Origin of the sequence: Streptomyces thermoalcalitolerans, from assembly GCF_039525155.1 — a bacterium.
In the GTDB taxonomy this organism is placed as follows: domain Bacteria; phylum Actinomycetota; class Actinomycetes; order Streptomycetales; family Streptomycetaceae; genus Streptomyces; species Streptomyces thermovulgaris.
Genome location: NZ_BAAAHG010000031.1, coordinates 1 through 22,613, shown reverse-complemented (window position 1 = coordinate 22,613; position 22,613 = coordinate 1). Strand labels below are relative to the sequence as shown.

24 protein-coding genes and 1 pseudogene are annotated in these 22,613 nt (G+C 72.1%); 10 read left to right on the top strand and 15 right to left on the bottom strand.

Going from position 1 to position 22,613, the window contains the following annotated elements:
• Positions 1–116 precede the first annotated feature (116 nt).
• Both ABD224_RS18120 and ABD224_RS18115 read left to right on the top strand, forming a co-directional pair.
• A complete protein-coding gene (locus tag ABD224_RS18120) occupies positions 117–770 on the top strand; it encodes a ClpP family protease (RefSeq protein WP_344051043.1) in 654 nt (217 codons plus the stop codon).
• Position 771: 1 nt separating this feature from the next.
• The gene (locus ABD224_RS18115; RefSeq protein ID WP_344051040.1) at positions 772–1,374 is read left to right on the top strand and encodes a ClpP family protease; all 603 of its coding nucleotides are present in this window, start codon (positions 772–774) and stop codon (positions 1,372–1,374) included.
• Between the two features lie 35 nt (positions 1,375–1,409).
• Here ABD224_RS18115 and ABD224_RS18110 read toward each other — a convergent pair whose 3' ends face one another.
• A complete protein-coding gene (locus tag ABD224_RS18110; RefSeq protein WP_344051038.1) occupies positions 1,410–1,814 on the bottom strand; it encodes a helix-turn-helix domain-containing protein in 405 nt (134 codons plus the stop codon).
• Between the two features lie 383 nt (positions 1,815–2,197).
• Between ABD224_RS18110 and ABD224_RS18105 the strand changes: the two genes are divergently transcribed.
• Positions 2,198–3,082 (top strand): RNA polymerase sigma factor SigF, encoded by an 885-nt coding sequence (locus ABD224_RS18105; protein ID WP_344051036.1) that lies wholly within the window; start codon positions 2,198–2,200, stop codon positions 3,080–3,082.
• A 113-nt stretch (positions 3,083–3,195) separates the two neighbouring features.
• Here ABD224_RS18105 and ABD224_RS18100 read toward each other — a convergent pair whose 3' ends face one another.
• The 3 genes from ABD224_RS18100 to mgrA form a co-directional block, all read right to left on the bottom strand.
• The gene (locus ABD224_RS18100) at positions 3,196–3,651 is read right to left on the bottom strand and encodes an ATP-binding protein (RefSeq protein WP_344051034.1); all 456 of its coding nucleotides are present in this window, start codon (positions 3,649–3,651) and stop codon (positions 3,196–3,198) included.
• A gap of 216 nt (positions 3,652–3,867) precedes the next feature.
• Complete coding sequence (locus ABD224_RS18095) at positions 3,868–4,278, bottom strand: hypothetical protein (RefSeq protein WP_344051032.1); 411 nt, start codon at positions 4,276–4,278, stop codon at positions 3,868–3,870.
• Between the two features lie 281 nt (positions 4,279–4,559).
• A complete protein-coding gene (mgrA, locus tag ABD224_RS18090; RefSeq protein WP_344051030.1) occupies positions 4,560–5,552 on the bottom strand; it encodes an L-glyceraldehyde 3-phosphate reductase in 993 nt (330 codons plus the stop codon).
• A gap of 127 nt (positions 5,553–5,679) precedes the next feature.
• Between mgrA and ABD224_RS18085 the strand changes: the two genes are divergently transcribed.
• Both ABD224_RS18085 and ABD224_RS18080 read left to right on the top strand, forming a co-directional pair.
• Entirely contained in the window at positions 5,680–6,588 is a 909-nt protein-coding gene (locus tag ABD224_RS18085) for a LysR family transcriptional regulator (protein ID WP_344051028.1), read from the top strand.
• Between the two features lie 27 nt (positions 6,589–6,615).
• Entirely contained in the window at positions 6,616–7,131 is a 516-nt protein-coding gene (locus ABD224_RS18080) for a mycothiol transferase (protein WP_344051026.1), read from the top strand.
• Here the strand turns inward: ABD224_RS18080 and ABD224_RS18075 are convergent.
• The 5 genes from ABD224_RS18075 to ABD224_RS18055 form a co-directional block, all read right to left on the bottom strand.
• Positions 7,095–8,183, bottom strand: a complete 1,089-nt coding sequence (locus tag ABD224_RS18075) for an adenosine deaminase (RefSeq protein ID WP_344051024.1) — start codon at positions 8,181–8,183, stop codon at positions 7,095–7,097. The two genes, ABD224_RS18080 and ABD224_RS18075, sit on opposite strands and share 37 nt — an antisense overlap.
• 28 nt (positions 8,184–8,211) lie before the next feature.
• Positions 8,212–8,607, bottom strand: a complete 396-nt coding sequence (locus ABD224_RS18070; RefSeq protein ID WP_344051022.1) for a VOC family protein — start codon at positions 8,605–8,607, stop codon at positions 8,212–8,214.
• Between the two features lie 200 nt (positions 8,608–8,807).
• On the bottom strand, positions 8,808–9,734 hold the full coding sequence (locus ABD224_RS18065) for an aldo/keto reductase (protein WP_344051020.1): 927 nt from the start codon (positions 9,732–9,734) through the stop codon (positions 8,808–8,810).
• Between the two features lie 56 nt (positions 9,735–9,790).
• Positions 9,791–11,161 carry a phosphoinositide-specific phospholipase C-related protein gene (locus ABD224_RS18060; RefSeq protein WP_344051018.1) on the bottom strand — a complete coding sequence of 457 codons (1,371 nt, stop codon included), beginning with the start codon at positions 11,159–11,161 and terminating at the stop codon, positions 9,791–9,793.
• Positions 11,162–11,280: 119 nt separating this feature from the next.
• Positions 11,281–11,934 (bottom strand): chitinase, encoded by a 654-nt coding sequence (locus ABD224_RS18055; RefSeq protein WP_344051128.1) that lies wholly within the window; start codon positions 11,932–11,934, stop codon positions 11,281–11,283.
• 611 nt (positions 11,935–12,545) lie between these two features.
• On the opposite strand from ABD224_RS18055, the gene ABD224_RS18050 reads away from it, so the two are divergent.
• The gene (locus ABD224_RS18050) at positions 12,546–13,592 is read left to right on the top strand and encodes an acyl-CoA dehydrogenase family protein (protein ID WP_344051016.1); all 1,047 of its coding nucleotides are present in this window, start codon (positions 12,546–12,548) and stop codon (positions 13,590–13,592) included.
• 36 nt (positions 13,593–13,628) lie between these two features.
• Here ABD224_RS18050 and ABD224_RS18045 read toward each other — a convergent pair whose 3' ends face one another.
• The 3 genes from ABD224_RS18045 to ABD224_RS18035 all read right to left on the bottom strand — a co-directional run bounded on the left by ABD224_RS18045 (position 13,629) and on the right by ABD224_RS18035 (position 16,524).
• The gene (locus ABD224_RS18045) at positions 13,629–14,330 is read right to left on the bottom strand and encodes a hypothetical protein (protein ID WP_344051014.1); all 702 of its coding nucleotides are present in this window, start codon (positions 14,328–14,330) and stop codon (positions 13,629–13,631) included.
• A gap of 407 nt (positions 14,331–14,737) precedes the next feature.
• Positions 14,738–15,400 carry a response regulator gene (locus ABD224_RS18040; protein WP_344051012.1) on the bottom strand — a complete coding sequence of 221 codons (663 nt, stop codon included), beginning with the start codon at positions 15,398–15,400 and terminating at the stop codon, positions 14,738–14,740.
• Positions 15,397–16,524 (bottom strand): sensor histidine kinase, encoded by a 1,128-nt coding sequence (locus ABD224_RS18035; protein WP_344051010.1) that lies wholly within the window; start codon positions 16,522–16,524, stop codon positions 15,397–15,399. The genes ABD224_RS18040 and ABD224_RS18035 overlap by 4 nt, the downstream gene beginning before the upstream one ends.
• Positions 16,525–16,743: 219 nt before the next feature.
• On the opposite strand from ABD224_RS18035, the gene ABD224_RS18030 reads away from it, so the two are divergent.
• Positions 16,744–17,166 (top strand): DUF6223 family protein, encoded by a 423-nt coding sequence (locus ABD224_RS18030; protein ID WP_344051008.1) that lies wholly within the window; start codon positions 16,744–16,746, stop codon positions 17,164–17,166.
• A 44-nt stretch (positions 17,167–17,210) separates the two neighbouring features.
• Here the strand turns inward: ABD224_RS18030 and ABD224_RS18025 are convergent, their stop codons facing one another.
• Complete coding sequence (locus ABD224_RS18025) at positions 17,211–17,447, bottom strand: hypothetical protein (RefSeq protein WP_344051006.1); 237 nt, start codon at positions 17,445–17,447, stop codon at positions 17,211–17,213.
• A gap of 76 nt (positions 17,448–17,523) precedes the next feature.
• Complete coding sequence (locus tag ABD224_RS18020) at positions 17,524–18,243, bottom strand: chaplin (protein WP_344051004.1); 720 nt, start codon at positions 18,241–18,243, stop codon at positions 17,524–17,526.
• Between the two features lie 268 nt (positions 18,244–18,511).
• On the opposite strand from ABD224_RS18020, the gene ABD224_RS18015 reads away from it, so the two are divergent.
• Positions 18,512–20,098, top strand: a complete 1,587-nt coding sequence (locus ABD224_RS18015; protein ID WP_344051002.1) for an alpha/beta hydrolase — start codon at positions 18,512–18,514, stop codon at positions 20,096–20,098.
• Positions 20,099–20,162: 64 nt separating this feature from the next.
• Positions 20,163–21,263, top strand: coding sequence for a baeRF3 domain-containing protein (locus ABD224_RS18010; protein ID WP_344051000.1), 1,101 nt, complete (start codon positions 20,163–20,165; stop codon positions 21,261–21,263).
• Here the strand turns inward: ABD224_RS18010 and ABD224_RS18005 are convergent.
• Positions 21,257–21,691 carry an SsgA family sporulation/cell division regulator gene (locus ABD224_RS18005; protein ID WP_344050997.1) on the bottom strand — a complete coding sequence of 145 codons (435 nt, stop codon included), beginning with the start codon at positions 21,689–21,691 and terminating at the stop codon, positions 21,257–21,259. The two genes, ABD224_RS18010 and ABD224_RS18005, sit on opposite strands and share 7 nt — an antisense overlap.
• A 410-nt stretch (positions 21,692–22,101) precedes the next feature.
• Between ABD224_RS18005 and ABD224_RS18000 the strand changes: the two are divergent.
• Positions 22,102–22,613: pseudogene (locus ABD224_RS18000) on the top strand (hypothetical protein); the annotation flags it as partial.

Genomic DNA, 22,613 nt, shown 5'->3' with positions numbered 1-22,613 from the left:
GCCGGCGGGGCGGCTCTGCTCGTGGCGAATCTGCTGCGGGCAGAGAAACCACCCGGGAGCAACTCACCGGGGCGACAGTGGGGTTCGGCAGCATCCCGTCAACGTGAGGAGACCCGATGGCTCCACCGACCGCACTGTCCCCGCTCACCCCGTTCCTGCCGCGTGCCATGGAGGGGGACGCCTTTCCCAGCCGGTTCGACGACCATCTCGCGGCCGGACTGCTCGCGCAGCGGATCGTGTTCCTGGGCACCCAGGTCGACGACGCGTCGGCCAACCGCGTGTGCGCGCAGCTGCTCCTGCTGTCGGCCGAGGACCCGCGCAACGACATCGTCCTGTGCATCAACAGCCCCGGCGGGTCCGTCACCGCGGGCCTCGCCATCTACGACACGATGCGGCTCATCCCCAATGACGTGGCGACGCTGGCCATGGGGTTCGCGGCCAGCATGGGCCAGTTCCTGCTGACGGTGGGGGCCCGCGGCAAGCGGTTCGCGCTGCCGAACGCGCGGATCATGATGCACCAGCCGTCGGCGGGCATCGGCGGCACCACCGCCGACATCGAGATCCAGGCGGAGAACCTGGAGTACATCAAGCGGAGCATCGAGCGGATCACCGCCGAGCACACCGGGCAGAGCGAGGAGACGATCGCGCGGGACAGCGACCGGGACCGCTGGTTCACGGCCCAGCAGGCCCTGGAGTACGGGATCGTGGACCGGGTGGTGGACTCGTTCGCCGAGATCCTCCCAGCCGCCCGCCGGCGGATGGGATGGTGACATGGGGTCGTACACGGTTCCGTACGTGATCGAGCGGACCGCTCGGGGCGAGCGGTCGTACGACGTGTTCAGCCGGCTGCTGAACGAGCGGATCGTCTTTCTCGGCACCGAGATCGACGACAGCGTGGCCAACGTCGTCATCGCCCAGCTTCTCCACCTGGAGTCGGAGAACCCCGAGCAGGAGATCGCGCTGTACATCAACTCGCCCGGCGGATCGTTCACCTCGCTGATGGCGATCTACGACACGATGACGTTCGTCCAGGCGCCGATCTCCACGTTCTGCGTGGGGCAGGCGGCCTCCACGGCGGCGGTCCTGCTGGCGGGCGGGGATCCGGGACGGCGGTTCGTGCTGCAGCACGCGCGCGTGCTGCTGGGGCAGCCGGCCAGCAGCGGCCGGCAGGGCACGGTCTCCGATCTGGCGCTGGAGGCCAAGGAAATGGTCCGGATCCGTTCCCAGGTGGAGGAGGTGCTGTCCCGGCACACCGGTCACGATGTCGCCACCCTGCGCGCGGACATGGACCGCGACAAGGTGTTCACCGCCGAGGAGGCGGTGGCCTACGGGCTGGCCGACAAGGTGCTGAGCCGGCGTCTCGCATCCGTCTGAGGCGCACACGGGACGCCGGCCGGGACGGTGTGCCGTCAGGCGGCCAGGCACAGGCCGTCGTGGCGGGAGGCGGACAGAGCGGGGCGGGTGACCCGCGCCAGCTCGTCCCGCGCCCGTGACAGCAGGTCGCCCAGCCCCAGGCCGAGCGCCCGTGCCGCGGCCGCGAGGACCTCCGAGGAGGCTTCCTTGCGGCCGCGTTCGATCTCCGACAGATACGGCATCGAGATCCGTGCCGCGTCGGCGACGTCCTGGAGCGTGCGTTCCTGCGCGAGTCTCTCCCGGCGCAGGACATCGCCGACGAGGTCGCGCCAGAGCGGTTCGCGGGGGGCCTCGGCCGGGCGGCGGGACTGCGGGCGGGCCGTTCCGGAGCGTACGGCCGGCGGATTCACGGGGACGACACGGACTCGATCCGGTGCTCGACGGGGTGCTCGGCTGCTCATCCCTTCAGCGTAAGGATCATCCGCGCGGGCGGAAGAGAGCGGCATTCCGCTCTGGGTGAATCACCGGTTCGGGCGCATACCGGCCGTGTCCGCCGCCCGCAGCGGTCGCCGCCACGCGGCCCGGAACACGGAGGGCATCCTCCCGGTGACGTCGGGTACCCGCAATCCGTACGGCCCCGCAGGAGGGCCACCGGAGGGACAAGAGGGGCGCAGCGGCGAAAAGCCGGGGCCGGGCGCATACATCGCCGCGGGCAGGGAACGCGGGGGTCGCGCAGTCGTTCGACGAGCCCTTCGGTGGCGGAGCACCGGGACCGGACGTACACAGGCAGACGTACACAGGCCGAGAAGGCAGAGGCCGCACCGTGACCTTACTGGGAGAGGCAATGGACACCGCCGTGAGCCGGTCCGAGACAGCGGTCGGGGAGACCCCGGAGACCGGGACGGACGGTGAGCCGCTGCCGGGGGTGGCCAACCCGCGGTCGGTCGCTCCACGGGACGCACGGGAGCTGTCCCGTCACTTCTTCCGGCGGCTGACGGAGCTGGAGGAGGGCACGCCCGCATACCAGTACGCGCGCAACACTCTCATTGAGATGAACATGTCGCTGGTGCGGTTCGCGGCCGGCCGGTTCCGCAACCGCGGCGACGACATGGAGGACATCGTCCAGACCGGGATGATCGGTCTGATCAAGGCCATCGACCGGTTCGAGCTGGCGCGCGAGGTGGAGTTCACCTCCTTCGCCCTGCCCTACATCGTCGGTGAGATCAAGCGGTTCTTCCGTGACACCACCTGGGCGGTGCACGTCCCGCGGCGGCTGCAGGAGCTGCGGGTGGAGCTGGCCCGGGCCCGTGAGGAGCTGTCCAGCCGTCTGGACCGGGACCCGACGGTCGGCGAGCTCGCCACGCTGATGAATCTCTCCGAGGAGCAGGTGATCGAGGCCCAGATCGCCTCCAACGGCTACAACTCCGCGTCGCTGGACGCCGCCCTCACCGGTGACGGCGCCGAGGACGGCGAGGCGGTGCTCGCCGACTTCATCGGGGTCGAGGAGACCGGGATCGGGCTCGTCGAGGACTTCCACTGCCTCGCACCGCTGGTGGCCGGGCTCAGTGAACGCGACCGGCAGATCATCCATCTGCGGTTCGTGGAGGAGGCCACCCAGGCGGAGATCGGCGAACGGCTCGGCTGCTCGCAGATGCACGTCTCCCGGCTGATCAAGAAGATCATCACACAGCTGCGCCAGGGAATGCTGGGCGAGCTGGGCTGCGCCTGAGCGGCCCCGGGTTCCGTCCAGGGTGTCGCGCGGAGCGGGCCGGCTTCGGTGAGCGGCGCCTTGTGCCCGCGTCGAGCGGGGTGCGGCACGATGCGCACAGCACCCCTGGTCACTCAGTCGCCGCCGAGGGCGACCACCGCGCGCACCCGCTTGCCGACCGGCACCCGCTCCACGGTGACCTCGGAGGCCAGCGCGTGCACGATCTCCAGGCCGTGCCGGCCGACGCGCTGCGGGTCCCGGGGGAAGCGCCGGGGCAACGCGGCGCTGCTGTCGTAGACGCATACGCCGACGAAGGTGTCCGTTCCCTCGAGTTCCAGGATGTAGGGGCCGTTGCTGTGCTGATCGGCGTTGGTGACCAGTTCGCTGACCACCAGCAGGAGCGCGTCGCCGGAGCGGGGGCCGATCCCGGCGCACCACTCGGTTCTGAGCTGGTCCAGGAACTGCGCGGCGAAGGACCGCGCCGCGGCGATGCACCCCGGTTCACCGGTGTAGTGCGCCGCCCGCCGGAGCGGTTCCACGGGAACATCGAAACCAGCCGGTATCGCTGTCCCGTCCAGGTCCTCGGTCATGCATGTCTCTCCCGCCGAGCCGATGGCCGGACACTTCCGCATCTGTCCTGTTACCCCGGGCCGCGCCCGGCAGTCCCCGCGTACGGCTCTCCCGGCGGGCGTGCCGTCCGCGCGGGTGCGCCACCGGGCCGAAGCCTTCCCGGGGCTCCTCCCGGGGCCTCCTCCCGGGGGCTCCTCCCGGGGGCTCCTCCCGGGGGCTCCTCCCAGGGATCGCCGTCAGGCCATCGGCAGGACGAGGGCCGGGAGGGTGCGGTGCATGCGCAGGGAGTCCACCGACTCCGCGAGCAGTTCGTACTCGGTGGTGTCGTCGCTGGCGGCGATCCGTACCAATCGGCCGTCGGCCAGCTCGTCGGCGACGGCTTCCTGCTGTGCGATGTCGGCGCACCAGGCACGCAGAATGCTCGGTACGTCGGGCACGGTGTCCGGCACCGGGACGAGCGCACCGGCCGGGACGTGGGGGCTGTCGGGAAGGGGGTCGAGCCGTTCGGCGATCCAGGAGGCGCGGTCCCGCAGCCACCACAGGGCCAGGGCCAGGGTGGGCGCGCGGTAGGTGCCGAGCGGGACACCGACGCGGCGTCCGTCGCACACGCCGTACGCAGTGACATGGCACAGGAATTCGTCGTGCACTGCTCCTCCCCCGTCGCGTCGTCGCCCTACTGGTACTGCCTCGCTCTCCGGGCGGTCTCCGTGCGGTGAAGCATGATTGTTGTGTGGTGAACTGCCCTGAATCCCGAGTATGTTCACTGCTGAAACAGTGTCACCACGACTTTCCGGCCAGTCTCCCGGCATATTCGGCACGCTGTGTGGCCGAAACCGTGACGGTCCGTGGCCGCGCGGCCTCGCCCGGCGGGACCGGCCCGCGCGGCCCGTCCCGGCAGGGTGCTCCTGCCGGGACGTGGAACGGCCCCCTACGGCCGGACGATCGCGTCGATGCGGGCCAGTTCCTCCGCGTCGAAGTCCAGGTTGCGGATCGCCTCGACGCTGTCCTGGAGCTGCTGCGGGCTGCTCGCGCCGACCAGGGCCGAGGTGACCCGGCCGCCGCGCAGCACCCAGGCCAGGGCCAGCTGGGCCAGGGACTGGCCGCGGGACTCGGCGATCTTCTGCAGGGCGCGCAGCCTGTCCACCAGTTCCCCGGTGACCGCGTCGGAGTTCAGGAACGGGCTGTCGCTCGCCGCGCGCGAGTCCTCGGGGATGCCGTCGAGGTAGCGGGCGGTGAGCAGGCCCTGCTCCAGCGGCGAGTAGACGATGGAACCGACCTGGAGTTCACCGAGGACGTCCAGCAGGCCCTCCTCCTCGGGACGCCGGTCGAGCATCGAGTAGCGCGGCTGGTGGACGAGCAGCGGGGTGCCCATCTCGCCCAGGATCCGGGCGGCCTCGCGGGTCTGCTCCGGGGAGTAGTTGGAGATGCCGACGTAGAGCGCCTTGCCCTGCTGGACCGCCGTGTGCAGGGCGCCCATCGTCTCCTCGAGCGGAGTGTCCGGGTCGGGGCGGTGCGAGTAGAAGATGTCGACGTACTCCAGGCCCATCCGCCTCAGGCTCTGGTCCAGCGAGGCCAGCAGGTACTTGCGCGAGCCCCATTCGCCGTACGGGCCGGGCCACATCAGATGGCCGGCCTTGGTGGAGATCACCAGCTCGTCCCGGTACGGCGCGAAGTCCGTCCGCAGCACCTCGCCGAAGGCGGACTCGGCGGCGCCGGGCGGCGGACCGTAGTTGTTGGCCAGGTCGAAGTGGGTGATGCCGAGGTCGAAGGCGCGGCGCAGCAGGGCGCGCCGGGTCTCGGCCGGGCGGTCGGGGCCGAAGTTGTGCCACAGGCCGAGCGACAGCACGGGGAGCTTCAGGCCACTGCGTCCGGCGCGCCGGTAGAGCATGTCCGCATAGCGGTCGGGGTGGGCGAGGTACAACGCGACTCCCTGGGACGTCGACGGGAAACGACCGGCTCCGTGGAACCGGTGTCCCACTCTGGCGCCACCGGCTGCCAGCGGTCCAACAGAAGAATCCGATGGAATTCAGCGACTAGGCTTCTCAGTCATGGAACTGCGCCACCTCCAGCACTTCGTCGCCGTCGCCGAGGAGCGGCACTTCACCCGGGCGGCCGAGCGGCTGATGGTCTCCCAGTCGGGACTGTCGGCGTCGATCCGGTCGCTGGAGCGGGAGTTGCGGACCCCGTTGTTCGTGCGCACCACGCGCCGGGTGACGCTCACGGAGGCCGGGCGCGCGCTGCTCGGTGAGGCGGAGCGGATCCTGGCGCAGGTGCGGGCGGCGTACGAGGCGGTGGCGGCGGTGCAGGGCGTACTGCGCGGCACGCTGTCGCTGGGCACCGAGCAGTGCGTCGCCGGGGTGTATGTCGCCGGGCTGCTCGCCGCGTTCCGGCGGCAGCACCCGGATGTGGAGATACGGCTGCGGCAGGCGGGCTCGGGCGCGCTGGCGGAGGAGGTCGCGGCCGGCCGGCTCGACCTGGCGTTCGCCTACCGCACCCGCGCGGACACCGACCAGCTGCGCTCGGTGTCGCTGGCCGGCGAGCCGATGACCGTGCTGTGCCACCCCGGCCATCGGCTCGCGGCGTCCGGTGCCGCCCTCACGCCGCAGGACGTGGGCGGCGAGGTCTTCGTGGACTTCCACCCGGACTGGGGGCCGCGCCGGACCACCGACGCGGTCTTCGCCGCCGCGGGCATCAGACGCACGGTGGCCCTGGAGGTCAACGACGTGCACAGCCTGCTCGACCTGGTCGACGAGAACCTCGGCATCGCGGTCGTGCCCCGCCACTTCCGGCACAAGCGGCCCTCGCTGACCGCGCTGCCGCTGAAGGAGTCCACCGGGGCGGAGTACGAGACCGTCGCCCTGCTGCCGCCCGAGCAGGCCACCAGCCCCGCCGCCCGTGCCCTGGTCGCCCTGCTGGAGTCACCGTGCCCGGCGTCCCGCGGTGTTTCGGAGGCATGACGGAAGCGGATGCGCGAGGGTGGGCACATGCACGCAAGGGACATCCTCATCGACGGCTACGGCCGCATCCGGGAAGAACTCCACGCCGTCGTCGACGGCCTGCCGGCCGAGCGGCTCAACGCCCGCCCCGCCGCCGGCGCCAACTCCATCGCCTGGCTCCTGTGGCACCTCACGCGCGTGCAGGACGACCACGTCGCCGACGCCTTCGGCCTCGAGCAGGTGTGGCTCTCCCAGGGCTGGCAGGAGCGCTTCGGACTCGGCCTGGAGCGCCACGACACCGGGTACGGGCACAGCCCGGCGCAGGTCGCCAGGGTGCGGGTCGACTCGGGTGAGCTGCTGGCCGGCTACTACGACGCCGTGCACGAGCAGACCCTGAAGGCCCTGCGCTCCCTGGCCGCCGGGGACCTCGAGCGCATCGTCGACGAGCGCTGGGATCCGCCGGTCTCCCTCGGCGTCCGCCTCGTCAGCGTCCTGTCCGACGACCTGCAGCACATCGGCCAGGCCGCCTACGTCAGAGGGCTGCTGGAGAGCGCGGACTCGTAGCCGGGCAGGATCACGTCCCTGATCAGGGCGTTGCGCTCGTCGAAGGGGATGAACGCGCTCTTGACCGCGTTCACCGTGACCGTGCGCAGGTCCTCGACCGTCCAGCCCGCGTGCTCGACCAGCAGGGACATCTCACGGGTCATCGTGGTGCCGGACACCAGGCGGTTGTCGGTGTTGAGGGTGACCCTGAAGCCGAGGTCCTTCAAGGCGGTGATGGGGTGCTCGGCGATCGAACGGGCGGCGCCGGTCTGCAGGTTGGAGGTCGGGCACATCTCCAGGGCGATCCGGCGGTCGCGCACCCAGCCGGCCAGCCGGCCCAGCTTGCCGTCGACGATGTCGTCGGTGATCCGCACGCCGTGCCCGATGCGCTGGGCGCCGCAGACCTGGAGCGCCTGGTGGATGCTGGGCAGGCCGTGGGCCTCGCCGGCGTGGATGGTGAACGGCATGTTCTCGCGGCGCAGGTACTCGAAGGCGGCCAGGTGGTCGGCGGGCGGGAAGCCGTCCTCGGCCCCGGCGATGTCGAAGCCGACGACGCCGGCGTCGCGATAGGCGACCGCCAGACCGGCGATCTCACGGCTGCGGTCGAACATCCGCATCCCGCACAGCAGCGTGCCGACCCGGACGGGCGTACCGGCGGCGGCCGCCTTGGCCATACCGGCGGCCAGGCCCTCCTGGACGGTCTCGACGACCTCGGCCGGCGTCAGTCCGCCCTTCACCATGAGCTCGGGGGCGTAGCGGACCTCCGCGTAGACCACGCCGTCCTCGGCCAGGTCGAGGACGTACTCCTCGGCGGTGCGCAGCAGGCCCTCACGGGTCTGCATCACGGCGAGGGTGTGCTCGAAGGTGGCTATGTACCGCACCAGGTCCCCGGAGTTGGCCGCCTCGCAGTACCAGGCCGCGAGCTCGTCGGGGTCGGTGGTGGGCAGCGTGTGGCCGGCCTCCTCGGCGAGCTCGACGACGGTGGCCGGGCGCAGCCCGCCGTCGAGGTGGTCGTGCAGAACGGCCTTGGGCAGCCTGCGCAGGGTGTCGGCGCCGACGCGGGGCGCGGTCATGGGCGTCTCCTCGGACGGTTGGCGGATGTCATGGGGTGGCGGGCTGGAGCAGGTCCCAGCGATTGCCGTACAGGTCCTCGAAGACGGCGACGGTGCCGTACGGCTCGTGCCGCGGCTCCTCCAGGAAGGTCACGCCCGCCGCCCGCATCCGGGCGTGGTCGCGGGCGAAGTCGCCGGTGTACAGGAAGAACCCGACGCGCCCGCCGGTCTGGTCGCCCACCCGGGCCCGCTGGCGCCCGTTCCTGGCGCGGGCGAGCAGCAGGGCGGTGCCGGCGCCGTTCCCGTCCGGTGCGACGACGACCCAGCGCGAGCCGTCCGGGCGCGGGGTGTCCTCGACGAGCCGGAAGCCGAGCGCCTCGGTGTAGTGGCGGATCGCCTCGTCGTAGTCGTCGACGACGAGGGTGACCAGGGCGATGCGTCTCATCGGAACCTTTCGGGACTGACGGGCGCCGAGTGAGGTTATACGTAAAACTTCCCGGGCGCCAGTCCCGCCGGACGGATGAAGGACGCGGGAACGCGGCACGGGGCCACGGGGCGGTCAGGAGTGCCCCGGCACGAGGCGGGACCGGGCCGGCACCGGCCCGGTCCCGGTCCCGGTCCGGCGGACGGTGTGCCGCGGATGTCTCATGCGCTCTTGGTGTGCAGCGCGTCGAGACGGGACATCTCCTCGCCGGTGAGACGCAGGGCGCCGGCGGCCACGTTCTCCGCCAGGTGGTCGGGGTTGCCGGTGCCGGGGATGGCCAGCACATGCGGTCCCTGGTGCAGGGTCCAGGCGATCCGGACCTGGGCGGGCGTCGCGCCGTGGGCCCGTGCGACGGCCGCGATCTCCTCGTCGTCCTCCTCCCTCCGCACGCCCTGGGAGCCGCCCTCGCCGGCGATCGCGAAGAACGGCACGAAGGCGATGCCCTCCTCGCCGCAGATGCGCAGCAGTTCGCCGGTCGCCGGGTCGCGGGAGTCGAGCCCGAAGCGGTTCTGCACGCACACCACCGGCGCGATGGCCCGGGCCTCGTCCAGATGGCGCGGCTCGACGTCGGAGATGCCGAGGTGCCGGATCAGTCCTTCCTCGCGCAGTTCGGCGAGCGCGCCGAAGTGCTCGGCGATCGAGTCCTGCCCCATCCGGCGCAGATAGACCACGTCGAGGTGGTCGCGGCCGAGCTGGCGCAGGTTCTCCTCCACATGGCCGCGCAGGTCGTCGGGGCGCGCGGAGACGCCCCACTCTCCCGAGTAGTTCCGGAACGGGCCGACCTTGGTGGCGATGACCAGGTCCTCCGGGTACGGGGACAGCGCGCTGTTGATCAGTTCGTTGGCGGAGCGGCGCGCGGAGAAGTAGAAGGCCGCCGTGTCGATGTGGTTGACGCCGAGCTCGACGGCCTTGCGCAGAAGGGCGATCGAACGTCCCCGGTCGCTCGGGGTGCCGAGGTGGAAGGCGGCGCTGCCCGTCAACCGCATCGCTCCCAGGCCGATGCGGTTGACGGTCAGATCACCGAGGTCGAAGGTGCCCGCGGCGTCCGCAGTGATCGTTTCGGAGCTCATCGCCGGAGTGTCGCACATCCCCCGTGCGCCGCGAGCGTTTTTCCTCAGGAGTGGTCTTTCCCAGAAATGGACGCTCAGGGATGGACGTATGTGTTCAGGGAGGCGACGGCGGCCGCCGGGTTTCCCAGGTCGTAGCGGTCCACGGCGAGGAAGTTGGGCTTCTTGCGCGCGGCCGGCATGCAGAACCGCTCGGCACGGTCGGCGAGTTTGCCGTTGTCGTTCTGCGCCGTGGCGGAGATCGTGCTGTCGCGGAAGTGGTTCATCACGAACAGCGGGCGGAAGCCGGGCTCGGTACGGGTCAGCGGGATGTTGAGGTCGGCACCGTACCAGCGGCTGTAGCAGGACCAGTCGGAGGAGCCCAGACCGGACCCCATCGACCAGTAGTTCTCGACCGTCCACTCGCGCTGGTACATCACACCGAAGCTGTCCCGGGTCAGGCCCGCGGCCTCGTCGGCGGAGCGGCTGTGGTCGGTGAAGATCAGCAGTCGCTGGTTGGCGGCGATCAGATCGGCCATCCTCGGCCAGCCGCTTTGGCGCACACCGGTCCGGTCGGGCCGGTAGAGCACGTCGTACAGGCCGTTGACCCGGGCGAGTTCACTGCGCAGGACACCGGGGTCGACGTAGTCCTCGAGGAAGACGGTGATGAACTGATCGGGGTGCGCCTTGAGGAAGTCGACCATGCGCTGGAGGTCCACCCACAGCGCGACCGGCCTGCTGACCAGCGTGCAGCTGTTGTGGCAGAGGATCGCGCCGTCCGGGGTCTGGTGGATGTCCAGCATGAACCCGCGTACACCGTCGGCGAGTTGCTGGTCGATGCCGCGGGTCTGGTTGGGCAGGAGGTTGATGAACGGCGGGGCGAAGCCGCCGTCGACTCCGTTGGCGTAGGCGTTGTGGGCGGTCAGGAAGGTGACCTGGTCGAGGGTGCGCTGGTCGGCCGGCGGCATGGGCCGGGTGGCCGGCCGTACCGGGGTGAGGTACCAGCGGGCGAGGTCGCCCGCGGGGCCGACGGCCAGCTGTGCGGGGTAGGTGGCGCCGGCCGGTTTGGCGGCGACGGTCAGATGGCGGTCGGTGCCGGGGGCCCTGAGGGTGTACCGGTCGTCCCCGGCCGGTGCGATCTCCCAGGCCGCGTCGGCACTGGTGCAGGCGACGACGCGCGCCTGGGTGCCGGAGCGGCCGAGACAGCTGCCCGCCGTGTCGGTGTTCTCCAGGACGTACGACGCTCCGCTCGCCCGGAGGTTCCACTGCTGGTGGTCCTCGTTGCCCTTGGGTCTGTGCTGTTCCACGGCGCTTTTCTGGGCGGCGGCGTTGAGGCCGGTCGTGACGCTCTGGACGTAGTACGTCCCCTCGGGGGGAACGTCCGCCGCGACGCCCGCGGAGGCCGGGGGTGCCACGACCGCGGCGGTCAGCGCCGCGGCCGTGGCGAGCAGGACGTGGAAGGTGCGCATGAGGGTGTGCCCTTCGTCCGGACGGGGCCGTGGCGCATCGCCGTGGCGCGATGCCCGCGACCCGGTCGGTGGATGGTCAGGTGCATGACATCATGCAGCGCACCTTCACGTCAGCCGCCTCAGCAGTACAGGTTGTTGCCCGCGGGAACCCCGAGGATCTGCGTGAACTTCAGGTAGTTGTTGACGCGGCTCTGCACCTGGGCGGGGTTGCGGCCGTCGCACTCCAGGGAACCGTTGATGCTGCGGATGGTGTGGCCGAAGCCCGCGCCGCTGACCATGGCGTTGTGGCCGGTCATGGAACCGGGACCGGACTGGGTGTTCCAGTACCACAGGGCCGTCTTCCAGGCGACGGCGGAGTTGTTCTCCACCTGCCAGGGGTTGTTGAGGAGGTCGATGCCGAGCGCATCGCCCGCGGCCTTGTAGTTGAAGTTCCAGCTGAGCTGGATCGGACCGCGCCCGTAGTACGCCGCCTGGCCCGCCGGGCAGCCGTACCACTGGCTCCAGTCGCAGTAGTGCGGGTAGTTGGCGGTGTTCTGCTCGACTATGTGCACCAGCCCGCCGGTCTCGTGGCTGACGTTGGCGAGGAACGCCGCGGCCTCCTGCTTCTTCACCGTGTCGCTGCCGGTGTTGGCGAAGCCGGGGTACGCACTGAGGGCGGCGGTGAGCCCGCTGTAGCTGTAGAACGGGTTCCGGTTCGGGAACATCTGGTTGAACTGCGCCTCGCTCACGACGAATCCGGCGGCGGAGGCGGTGGGGGCCGACTGGAGCACCAGGCCGGCGCACGAGACGGCGAGCGAGGTCAGGACGGCGGCTATACGGCGTCTCGACACAGGGTCAACTCCTTTGTCCGGCACGGCCGCACCCGTACACGAGCAGGGCGGGGCCCGGCCCTGTGCACACGCACCGGTGACACCGGCCACGAGGTGGGGACGGCCGTGGTGGGGGGATGTCGGACGCACACTCAACCGTGTTTGGTCTGTACCAGTCAAGTTCGGAAGTCGGTCAACTTCCCGCGCCCGCACCGCGGATGCCCGTCCGCCGACGACCGGGCACCCCTTGCCTCCGGCACAGGCCCCCTCCGTGATCAGCACGTTGCTCGCCCTCGGCGCCCCGGCCGTCCCCGGACCGTCCGGCTCGCCGGCAAGATCCGGGCTCCGGCCTCGCGCAGCTCCCGGTGGAAGGCCCCGCCGGCACCGGCCATGCTCTCCGCGAGCACCCCGGCCGAGGGCGAAAGGCGCTCGCCGGGCCGGATCACACCGGGCGGGCAGTACCCCGTGACGCCCTCCGTGCCGTCGCGTTTCTCCGCACGGTCGTGCTCCTCCCGCACGAACGACACGTCCCCGGCACCGGCGCCCCGGGGGGCGGTACCGGGAAAATCGCTTCCATGACCGTCGCCGCGCATCCCCTCGTCGCCCGTGCCCGCCTCCTCGCCGACGAACTGCTCGCCCCGAACGCCGAACGCGTCGACCAGGAGGGCATGCCCATGAGTCACATCGAGGCGGTGAAGCGCTCGGGGCTGCTGGGGGTGAGCGCGCCCGCGGAGTACGGCGGGGCTGCGGCGCCCGCCGCCGTGGCCCGGCGGACGGCGGAGATCCTGGCCGGGGCCTGCTGCTCGACATGGTTCGTGACGACACAGCACCACACCCCGGTGAGGCTGCTGGCGGAGAGCGGACGTCCGGTGCGTGAGCGGCTGCTGCGCCCGCTGGCGTCCGGGGAGCTGCTCGCGGGGATCGCCTACGCGCACGTCCGTGCCTTCCCCCGGGTGCCCGTGCGTGCCGTGCCCGACCGCGGCGGCTGGCGCTTCGAGGGCACCGTGCCCTGGTACACGGGGTGGGGGCTGAACGACGTGATGCTGCTGGCGGGCGTGTCCGACACCGCCGAGGTGGTGTTCGCGTTCACCGAGGCGCGCGAGCAGCCGGGGCTGTGTCCGTCGCCGCCCATCCGGCTCGCGGCGCTCACCGCCTCCCGCACGGTGTCGCTGCGGCTGGACGGCCTGTGGCTCCCCGAGGAGGCGGTCGTCCTGCGCACCCCGCAGGAGGAGTTCGCCGTGACCGACCGTCCCCGCAACACCAATGCCTCCCCGGCCGTCTTCGGTGTGGCCGACGCGGCGCTCTCCCTGCTGGACGGCGTTCCCGAGGCGGCACCCACGGCGCGTTCCCTGCGCGCCCGCCTCGACGAGACCCGGGAGCGGGCGTACGCCCTGTGGGACCACCCGGTGCCGCACGAGCACCTCGAGGAGCGGCTCGCGCTGAAGACACGGGCGTACGACCTGATGCGTGCCGCGACGACCGCGGCGGTCGTGGCCGGGGGCGGCCGGTCCCTGGTTCTGGGCAGCCGGGCCCAGCGGCTGTTCCGTGAGGGAATGTTCCTGCTGGTCCAGGGGCAGACGGCCGAGGTGCGCCGGGCCCATCTCGGCCATCTGGGCGACTGAGGCCCGGTTCGCGCGGAACCGGCCCCGCCCGGCGGCCTACGCCGGGACGAGGACGGTGAGCCATTCCGCTTCGCGTGGCTGGTACCCGTAACGGTCCCCCAGTCCCGACACGATCGCCGGGACGTGCTCGGCCCCGTAGACGACGGCCACCCGGATCGGCTCGTCACAGCGCTCCGTGTGGATCTCGCCGAGCGCGGCGAGCAGCCGCTGGTCGCGCCGGTCGGTCATCGCTCGCTTCACGGGATCGTCGGCCATCATCTCCGCCCGCAGCGTCGACGGCAGATCCTCGACCACCAGGTCCTCGTCGAGGAAGGCACGCGGACCGCGCAGCGCGAACGCCAGGCCCATCACGGGAGCCGCGACCATGAGCAGCAGGTACGTCCATCGCGGCAGCGTCCTCAGGTCCGCGATCGCCTCCGCCGCGGTCACATCCGGGTTGATGACCGGCACTCCCTCGGGAAGCAGCAGTTCCTCGCGCTGCTCCTGCAGGCCGTTGCGCCGTCGGCGTGGGGCGAACCGGTAAGCGAGCGTGAGGGCACTCACTCCGAGCGACTTCCCTCGGACTCCCTCGAGGACGATGAGGTCGCATTCCCCGAGCCTGGTGCGGACCTGGGAGTAGAACGCCGGCGAGGCCACATGCACCATAGGGAAGATCACGAACTCGAGCGGCGTTCCGGTCCGCCTCATGGTGATCACAGCGGATCGGACGGCATAACCGGTCACCTCGATGATCTGCATGATTCCCCCGCGACCCTCGCCCGGTTTCCCTTGCGCCCGTATCAGGACACGAGCCCGCCCGGGGCCGCGGTTCCCCCGGTGCGAGCCGTGCCACCGGGCGGTGGGGTGCCGGGCGGGCACTCCCGCGGCACCGCTTCCCGGAACGCGACCGTGCGCAGCAGCCGTTGACGGTCCGCGGACGCGGGTGGCCGCCGCGTCACCCCGCCGTTCCGGCCGGCCGCTCCCGGCAGGAGCGGGTGGTCCCAAACCGGCGGTCACCACCTCGTCGACGGGCTGCCGCCCGTCTTCTCCGCATGCCCTCCGCGTCCGTGATCCTCGACCGGGCCCCGGGATGCGGCCGTTCTTCGCGGACGGTCAGCCGCATGATCGTCGGCCGCCCAGGACGGTCCTGGTGCGCGTAACGCATGTCAGGAGGTGCGTGGGGTCACCAGACCGGATTCGTAGGCGAAGACCACGAGTTGTGCCCGGTCCCGGGCATGCAGCTTGGCCATGGCCCGGTTGATGTGGGTTTTCGCGGTCAGCGGGCTGATCACCATGCGGGCGGCGATCTCGTCGTTGGACAGACCCCGCGCGACCAGGACGACGGCCTCGCGTTCGCGGGCGGTCAGCTCTTCCACCCTTGTGCCGGTGTCGGTGGGGAGCGGCTGGGTGACGTACCGGTGGATCAGCTTGCGGGTGATCGAGGGGGCCAGCAGGGCGTCGCCCCGCGCGGCGACGCGCACGGCGTGCAGGAAGTCCTCCGGCATGACGTCCTTGACCAGGAATCCGGCGGCGCCGGCGCGCAGCGCGTCGAAGACGTATTCGTCCAGGCCGTAGTTGGTCAGGATGACGACGTGCACCCCGGCCAGGGCCGGATCCGCGGCAATGCGCCGGGTCACCTCGATGCCGTCGACGCCCGGCATCCGGATGTCGACGAGCGCGACGTCGGGCAGGTGCTCCTTCGCGAGCTCCAGGCCCTCACGGCCGTCGGCGGCCTCGGCCACCACCTCGATGTCGTCCTCGAGGTCGAGAAGGGCACGGAATCCGCTGCGGATGAGCGGCTGGTCGTCGACCAGCAGGACACGGATCATGACGTCCGGTCCACGGGGAGTTCGGCCTGGACGGTGAAGCCGCCCTCGGTGCGGGGTCCGGCCCGCAGCCGGCCGCCGAGGGCGGTGACGCGTTCACGCATGCCGAGCAGCCCGAGGCCGGGTACCGGCGCGGTGGCCGGCGTCGCCTTGCCGTCGTCGTCGACGCGCAGCGTGAGGGCGTCGGGACGGCAGTCGATCCGGACCGACGCCGTGGCCGCGTCCGCGTGCCGGGCGACGTTGGTGAGCGACTCCTGAACGATCCGGTAGACGGTCCGGTCCACCGCGGCCGGCACGTCGTGTCGTTGTCCCTCGATCGTCAGTGTCACGTCCAGACCGAACGTACGGGCCCACTCCACCAGTTCCGGGACATCGTCGATCCCGCGTGGCGGAGTCGTGTCGTCGCCGCGCAGCGCCTCCAGCGTCGCGCGCAGCTCCCGGCTCGCCTCGCGCACGGCCTCCTGGATCGCCAGCAGGGAAGGCGGCACCTGCTCGCCCCGCCTGCGGGCCACGTGCACGGCGGCCTCCGCCTGCACCTTGATGACCGAGATCTGATGGGTGAGCGAGTCGTGCAGTTCCCGAGCGATACGGAGCCGTTCCTCGTCGGCGCGGCGCCGCGCGGTCTCCTCCCGGGTGCGCTCGGCCTCGTCCGCCCGCCGCTCGGCCTGCCGCAGCGCCTCCCCCGCGGCGCCGGCCGCGACCAGCCAGGCGATTTCGAGAGCGCCCCGGGCCTGTGCGAACGCCTCGCCCGTGTCGTGCGGGCCCGAGGCCAGGGCCGCGAGCGGGAGCAGGGCCAGCATGGCCACGCTCGCCGCCACCGTGGCGGTGCGGTGTCCCGCCCGTACGGCCGCGTACACCGCGAACAGGTACGCGACGGCGGGCACGTCGAAACCGGCCGCCTGGTACCCCACCGCGCACAGCCCGGTGACGGCCAGGACAGCGACCGGGGCCCGGCGGCGTGCGCCCAGCGCCAGCCCGCCGACCGTCAGCAGCACATACCCGAGCACGGCGAGGTCCGTGGCGGAACGCTGTCCGGACAGCCCGGTGACCAGCAGCGCCACCGTCACGCCGACAGCGATGCCCCAGTCGCCGAACCGGGCCCGAACGCCGGACTCGCCTGTGCTCATGCGCGCACCCTAACCGGCTGTCACCGCGGGCGAGTCCTCCTCGTGAACGAGCGGCCGGCTACCGCACCCGCAGTACCTTCACGTCTTCTGCGGCGTCCGTGGCAGCCGGATGCGGCATCGGCGGCGGTGCGAAGTGTCCGCGTCCGCCGGACGACCCGGGGCGGGTCCTGCGGACAGGATCGGGCGACACCTGGTCGCAGGGAGAGAAGGAGCACCTCGATGTCTGTCCGTCACCTGCTTGCCGCCGCCGGGGCCGCCGTGCTCGGAGGCCCCGGGCTTGCCGCACCGGCGGTCGCGCACGCCTCGGCCCAGTCGGCCGCCGTCGATGCCTCCAGCCTGACCACCGGGCGGCTCGTGGGCACCACGGCCGCGCTCGTGGCACTGGCCGGCGTGGTCATCGGTGGGCGGGTGCTCGCCCGCTCCGCCGGCCGCGCCGGCACCGGCAGCAGGCGCAGCAGGGCCGTCGTGGCCCTGGTGGCGGGGCTGGCCGGCGTGGTCATCGGCGCGTTGAACCTGGCCGTCGCCGACGGTGGTCCCGGCACCGGCAACGGAGTGGTCGGTGGCGCCGTGGGCCTGGTGCTGGGCCTGATCGCCACAGTCTGCGGCTGGCTGGCCCTGGCCCGCTCCCGCCGCACCGGCTGACGGCCACGGACACAAGCACACGTCCGTGCCTGCCTGAAAGCCGTTCAGATGCCACCGCGTACGACCCGTACTCCCAGCGGCTGCGGCATCGGCCACGGCTCCCGCGGAAGCGAACTTCCGGTCTCCAGGCGGGACTTGACCGTACGAACCCCCTCGCCTCCCTGGCCCGTCTCACGGAAGTACGCCACCTGTCCGGCGATCACCGCCTCCGTGTCCGCGGTGTCCGGGGCCGGCCCCAGCACGCCGTTCCCGTCCTGCGGGGAGCCGTGCGGGCCGCACACGACGGAATCATGGGTAGGGCCCACCGGTAAGGGGGGATCCGGTGGGCCTCCGTCCGCCATGACGGCGCCTGATGCGTCAGCGCGTCGCGCCGGGCCGGTAGCGCCGGTACAGGGCGACACCGCCGGCCAGCAGGGCCGCGCTCGCGGCGAGCGCGGGCACGGCCTGGTCCGCACCGGTGTCGGCCAGCGACGCGGGCTTCCGCGACTCGGGCGCGGGGTGCGTCACGGGCTTCGGCAGCGGGTGCGGCACGGCCCGTGCGGGCGGCTCGGGCACGGGCTCGCCGATCTCCTCCTCGGAAGAGCCGTTCGTGGAGGAGTTGCCCTCGGTCGAGTTGCCCGCGCCCAGCACGCTCACACTGTTGTTGCTGATGTTCACCGGGGCGTGCACCGGTACCTGAATGTTGTTGCCGGAGAGCACACCGGGCGAGTTCTGCGCGCCCGCCTGTGCCGTCGCTCCGCCGGCTTCGTTCCCCGCCGCCGTGCCGGTGTTCCCCTGCCCCGCCGTTGTGCCGGTCGACGATGCCCCGCTCCCCCCGGCGGAGGTGTTGGCGCAGGCGTTGCCCATCGAGGGGTTGAGGAGCCCCACCACGCTCACCGCGTTTCCGCAGACGTTCACCGGGAGGTGCACCGGCGCCTGAACGGTGTTGCCGGAGAGCACACCGGGCGAGCCGGCGGCGACACCCTCCGCCACGGAGCCGCCGTCCGCCGCGAAGGCGGCGGACATCGGCGCGGTCATCGCCATCGCGCCGGAGGCGGCGGCGAGAGCGATCACACTGTTCCGGGTAACCCGTTTCATCGGTCCCTGCCTTCCAGACATGGTCACGGGCGCTCGCCCGCATCGGGTAAAACGCCGGTGAAGGGTCCGGGTTATGGCTTTGCGGTCTTTCACCCCATTGAGGGGTCCGGTTGTCGAACAGCAGTTGATGTCCTGATACGACCGGCGACGGGTCCGGGTTCGGTGCCAAAGCAGGGCATGCGCCGACAGGCGCCGCTCACCGACGCCGCTTATCGTGAGCGCGAGGGCGCTGTTGCCGAACCCCGGCCGAGCGTTGCTGGAGGCACCGATGCCGGCCATGTCGTCCGTGCGGCGCGCGGCCCGGCACCTCGCGTGCGCCGGAGCCGCCGCGCTGACCCTGCTCGGCGCCGGACCGCCCATGGCGGGCGACGGCGGCGGGGAGCCCGGCCTGGACCGGTTCTACGACCAGAAGGTGACGTGGTCGGCGTGCGGGGCGGGCATCTCCGAGGATCTGCAGTGCGGGAAGGTCACCGTTCCCCTCGACTACGCGCGCCCGGAGGCGGGCACCCTCGACCTGGCCCTGGCCCGCTACCGGGCCACCGGGCCCTCACGCGGCTCGGTGCTGCTGAACTTCGGCGGTCCCGGCGTCTCCGGCGTGACCGGACTGGCCTTTGACAGCAGGCGGTTCATGGACCTGGCCGAGGGTTACGACGTGGTCTCCTTCGACCCGCGGGGCGTCGGCAGGTCCTCCCCGGTCAGCTGCGGTCTGGGCCCGGACGACGAGAACGTGCGGGCGGTCGGCGCGGCCGGTGATCTCACCGACCCGCGCATCGCCCGTGAACGGCTCGCGGCATGGCGGAGGCTGGCCGCCGCCTGCGCGGAGCACTCCGGTCCGGTCCAGGCGCACATGAGCACGGTCGACACGGCCCGGGACCTCGATGTGATACGTCAGGCGCTCGGCGACGACAAGCTCAACTACCTGGGTTTCTCCTACGGCACCCGGCTCGGCGCGGTGTACGCGGCACAGTTCCCCGGCAAGGTCGGGCGGATGGCCCTCGACGGGGTGGACACCCTGACCGAATCACCGGCGGAGGAGGGGCTGGTGGCCGTCGAGGGACAGCAGCGGGCGCTCGGCAGCTTCCTCGACTGGTGCGTGCAGGACACCGCCTGCCCGTTCGGCGACGACCGCCGCGCGGCCGACGAGCGGGTCGTCCGGCTCGTCCGCTCGCTCGACGAAAAGCCGGTGCCGAACGGCTTCGGCGGCCGGCTGACCGGCCAGGACCTGGTGGACGCGCTCGGGCGGGGCCTCTACAGCAAGCGGCTGTGGCCCTCCCTGGAACGAGCGGTCGCCTCACTGCTGCAGGACGGTGACGCCCACGGCATCGAGGTCTTCTCCCACGGCGGCACGCTGCCGGCCCGGCGGGACGAGGGGCCGGCCGGCACCACGGGGATTCCGCCGGACAACCCGTCCGCCGCGCTGATGGCGGTCAACTGCGCGGACGACCCCGACCGGCCCGGAGCCGAGCAGCTCGTCAGGGAACTGGGCCGGCTGGGCACCGAGTACGAGCGGGCCTCCCCGGTCTTCGGCCGCTCCCGGCTGAACGAGCTGCTGATGTGCCACGGCCGCCCCAAGGGCACCGGCTTCATCCGCGACAAGGTGAAGAACGTCGGCACGGAGAAGATGCTGCTGGTGGGCACCCGCGGCGATCCGGCGACGCCGTACCGCTGGACCGTGGAGACGGCGCGGCGGCTCGGCCCGTCCGCCGTGGTGCTCGACAACCGGGCCGACGGGCACACGGGATATCTCTCCTCCCGGTGCGTGCAGCGGAAGGTGAACGACTTCCTGCTGTACGGCTCCCTGCCGGCCAACGGCAGTTCGTGCGGGGAGGATCAGGCACCTCCCGGAGGCATGTGAGACAGGCCCGTTGACCCTGATTGCTCCGAATGCCTGATGTGCGGATCGGTCCTATGGTGCTGTCATGAGGCACGATCCGAGTCCCGCGACCCTTGCCGAACTGCGGCGTCCGCGCAGCTATCCGGCCGTGTCCGTGCTGACGCCGACGCACCGCCGCGAGCCCTACAACGCCCAGGACCCGGTCCGGCTGCGCAATGTCGTGACCGAGGCCAAGAAGCAGCTGGAGGCCGACCCGGCGGTCACACGGGAGCGGCGCGCCGACGTCATGCGGCAGCTCGACCAGGCCCTCGCCGAGGTGGATCTCACGCACGCCGAGGACGGTCTGGCGATCTACGCGGCGCCGGGCGAGCACCAGGTGTGGTCGCTGCCCCGCACCGTCCCCGAGCGCGTGGTGCTCTCGGACACCTTCCTCACCCGCAATCTGGTCTCGGCCCATACCGCCGCACGCCCGTTCTGGGTCCTGTCGCTCTCCGCCGACCGGGTGACCCTGTGGAGCGGCTCCGCCGACCACATCGCCGAGGACCGCACCGGCGGCTTCCCGCTGACCCGGGACCTCTCCGAGAACTTCGACGCCGAACGCCAGGAGCGGATCGGCGACGCGCCGAGCACGTTCCGCGACGAGCGCACCCGTCAGTTCCTGCGCGAGGCCGACGCGGCGATGAGCACCGTGCTGCGCGAGCATCCGCGTCCGCTGTACGTCACGGGCGAGCCGGCCGCGCTGTCCGCGTTCGACGAGGCCGGCACGGTCGCCGGGAACGCCGTGCAGGTGCAGCACGGCGGGCTGGCGCACGGCACTCCCGAGGCCGTGTGGCGCGCGCTCCAGCCGGTGCGGGAGGAGGAGGCCCGCAAGGAGACGGCCGCGGTGCTCCGGGAGCTGGAGGCCGCCCGCGGCCGCAGGACCTATGTGTCGGGGATCGACGAGGTGTGGCGCACCGCCCGGGAGGGCCGCGTCCAGCTGCTGGCCGTGGAGGAGAACCACCAGGTGACGGTGCGCGACGACACCGGCGGCCACCTGGTGCCGGCCGGAAGCGACGAGCCCGGCGCCCGCGAGGACATCGTGGACGAGATCGTCGAGCGGTGCCTCGAGACCGGCGCCGACGTCCGCTTCGTCCCGGACGGCACCCTGGAGGAGGCCCAGGGCATCGCGGGAGTGCTGCGCTACTGACCGCCGGGCCGGTGCCGGACCGAGCCGAACAGGGCGCTCAGACCGCGGTCGACGGCCTCGGTGAGGTCCTCCCGGCCGGGCGGCACCATGGCATGGCTCCGCCGCAGGAAGCGGCGCAGCACCGGCGTCTCGAACCGGAGCAGGGCCAGCCCGAAGGGCGAGTGCAGCTCCAGCACCGTACGAGAGGTGTCGCACGGCCACAGGCGCACGTCCCCGGCCCCCGCCTGCCGCTGGAGTCCCTCCTCCAGCAGGTCCCGGGAGAAGGTCCAGGTGACCTCCTCGCCGTCGAGGGCGACCTCGGGCGGGAAGTCCAGGTGCACGGCCAGCGGGTCCGTGGAGACGTAGCGCAGGGTGGCGGGCACGGGAAGCTCCCGTCCGTCCGCGGTGATCAGATGGGCGCGCGCGGGCTGCTCGAGGATGATGTCCATGGTCGGTTTTCCCTGTGGGTCGTCGGGTCGGCCGTTGTGCCGTCGTTGTCAGGAGCCGCAGGGGCCGCGTGCGGGACGCCCGACCGGCCACCAATTGATGTGACCTGCGTCACACACCCCAGTGTGCCTCCCGGGAGGGCGCGCGGCCTTCGGACAGGTGCCCGGGAAGCCGTGCCGTACGCCGATGGACCATCGGCCCACGTACAGCACCCTCGCCCCGCCTCCGCCCCGTCCCGTCCGCCGCGTACGCCGGGGACGCGGCGGAATCGCATCCGGAGGACTGTGGCATATGCCGGATGCATCCTCCGGACGTGTCTTGCCAAATCCCTTACGGGCCGTCGCCGGCTGTGCGACAGTCGTAACGGCCCCGCGCACCGCCTCGGCCGTACCGTCCCGCAGGGAGTCATGTCATGCCGCCCCGCCTCTCCACGGACCGCTCACCCGCCCGGTCACCGGGGCGCGGTCCGCTCGGCGCGCCGAAGCCGCAGGCGCTCCGGCCCGGGGGCGGGGCGGACGTCGTGCAGCGGGGTGCGCGGGCTCCGCGGATCCTCCGGGGGCACGCGCCGTACGGCCTGGTCCCGCGCCGGCTCGCCGCCCCGGGCGAGCACCCGGCGCAGCCGGGGGACGACGGTCCGCCACCGGTGACCGCCGCTCCCGGCGCACCCTCCGCGACGGTCGCCGCCCGGCCCGCCGACGGGAAGTTCCGCACCGTGCGGCCCGACGGCACCGTCCGCGGGGTGCGCACCAGGGGCGGGCCGGTGCCCGGAGCCGACGACGGCACCGCTTCGATGCGGTCGGTGCCGCGGGACGTCGGCGAGCCGCGCCACGGCCGGCCGGCGCTGTGCGAGACCCGTGACTCGTCGCAGCGCCGCCGGCACCGCGCGCGGACCGGGCACCGGCTCGCGGTCGAGCCGCGGGGAAC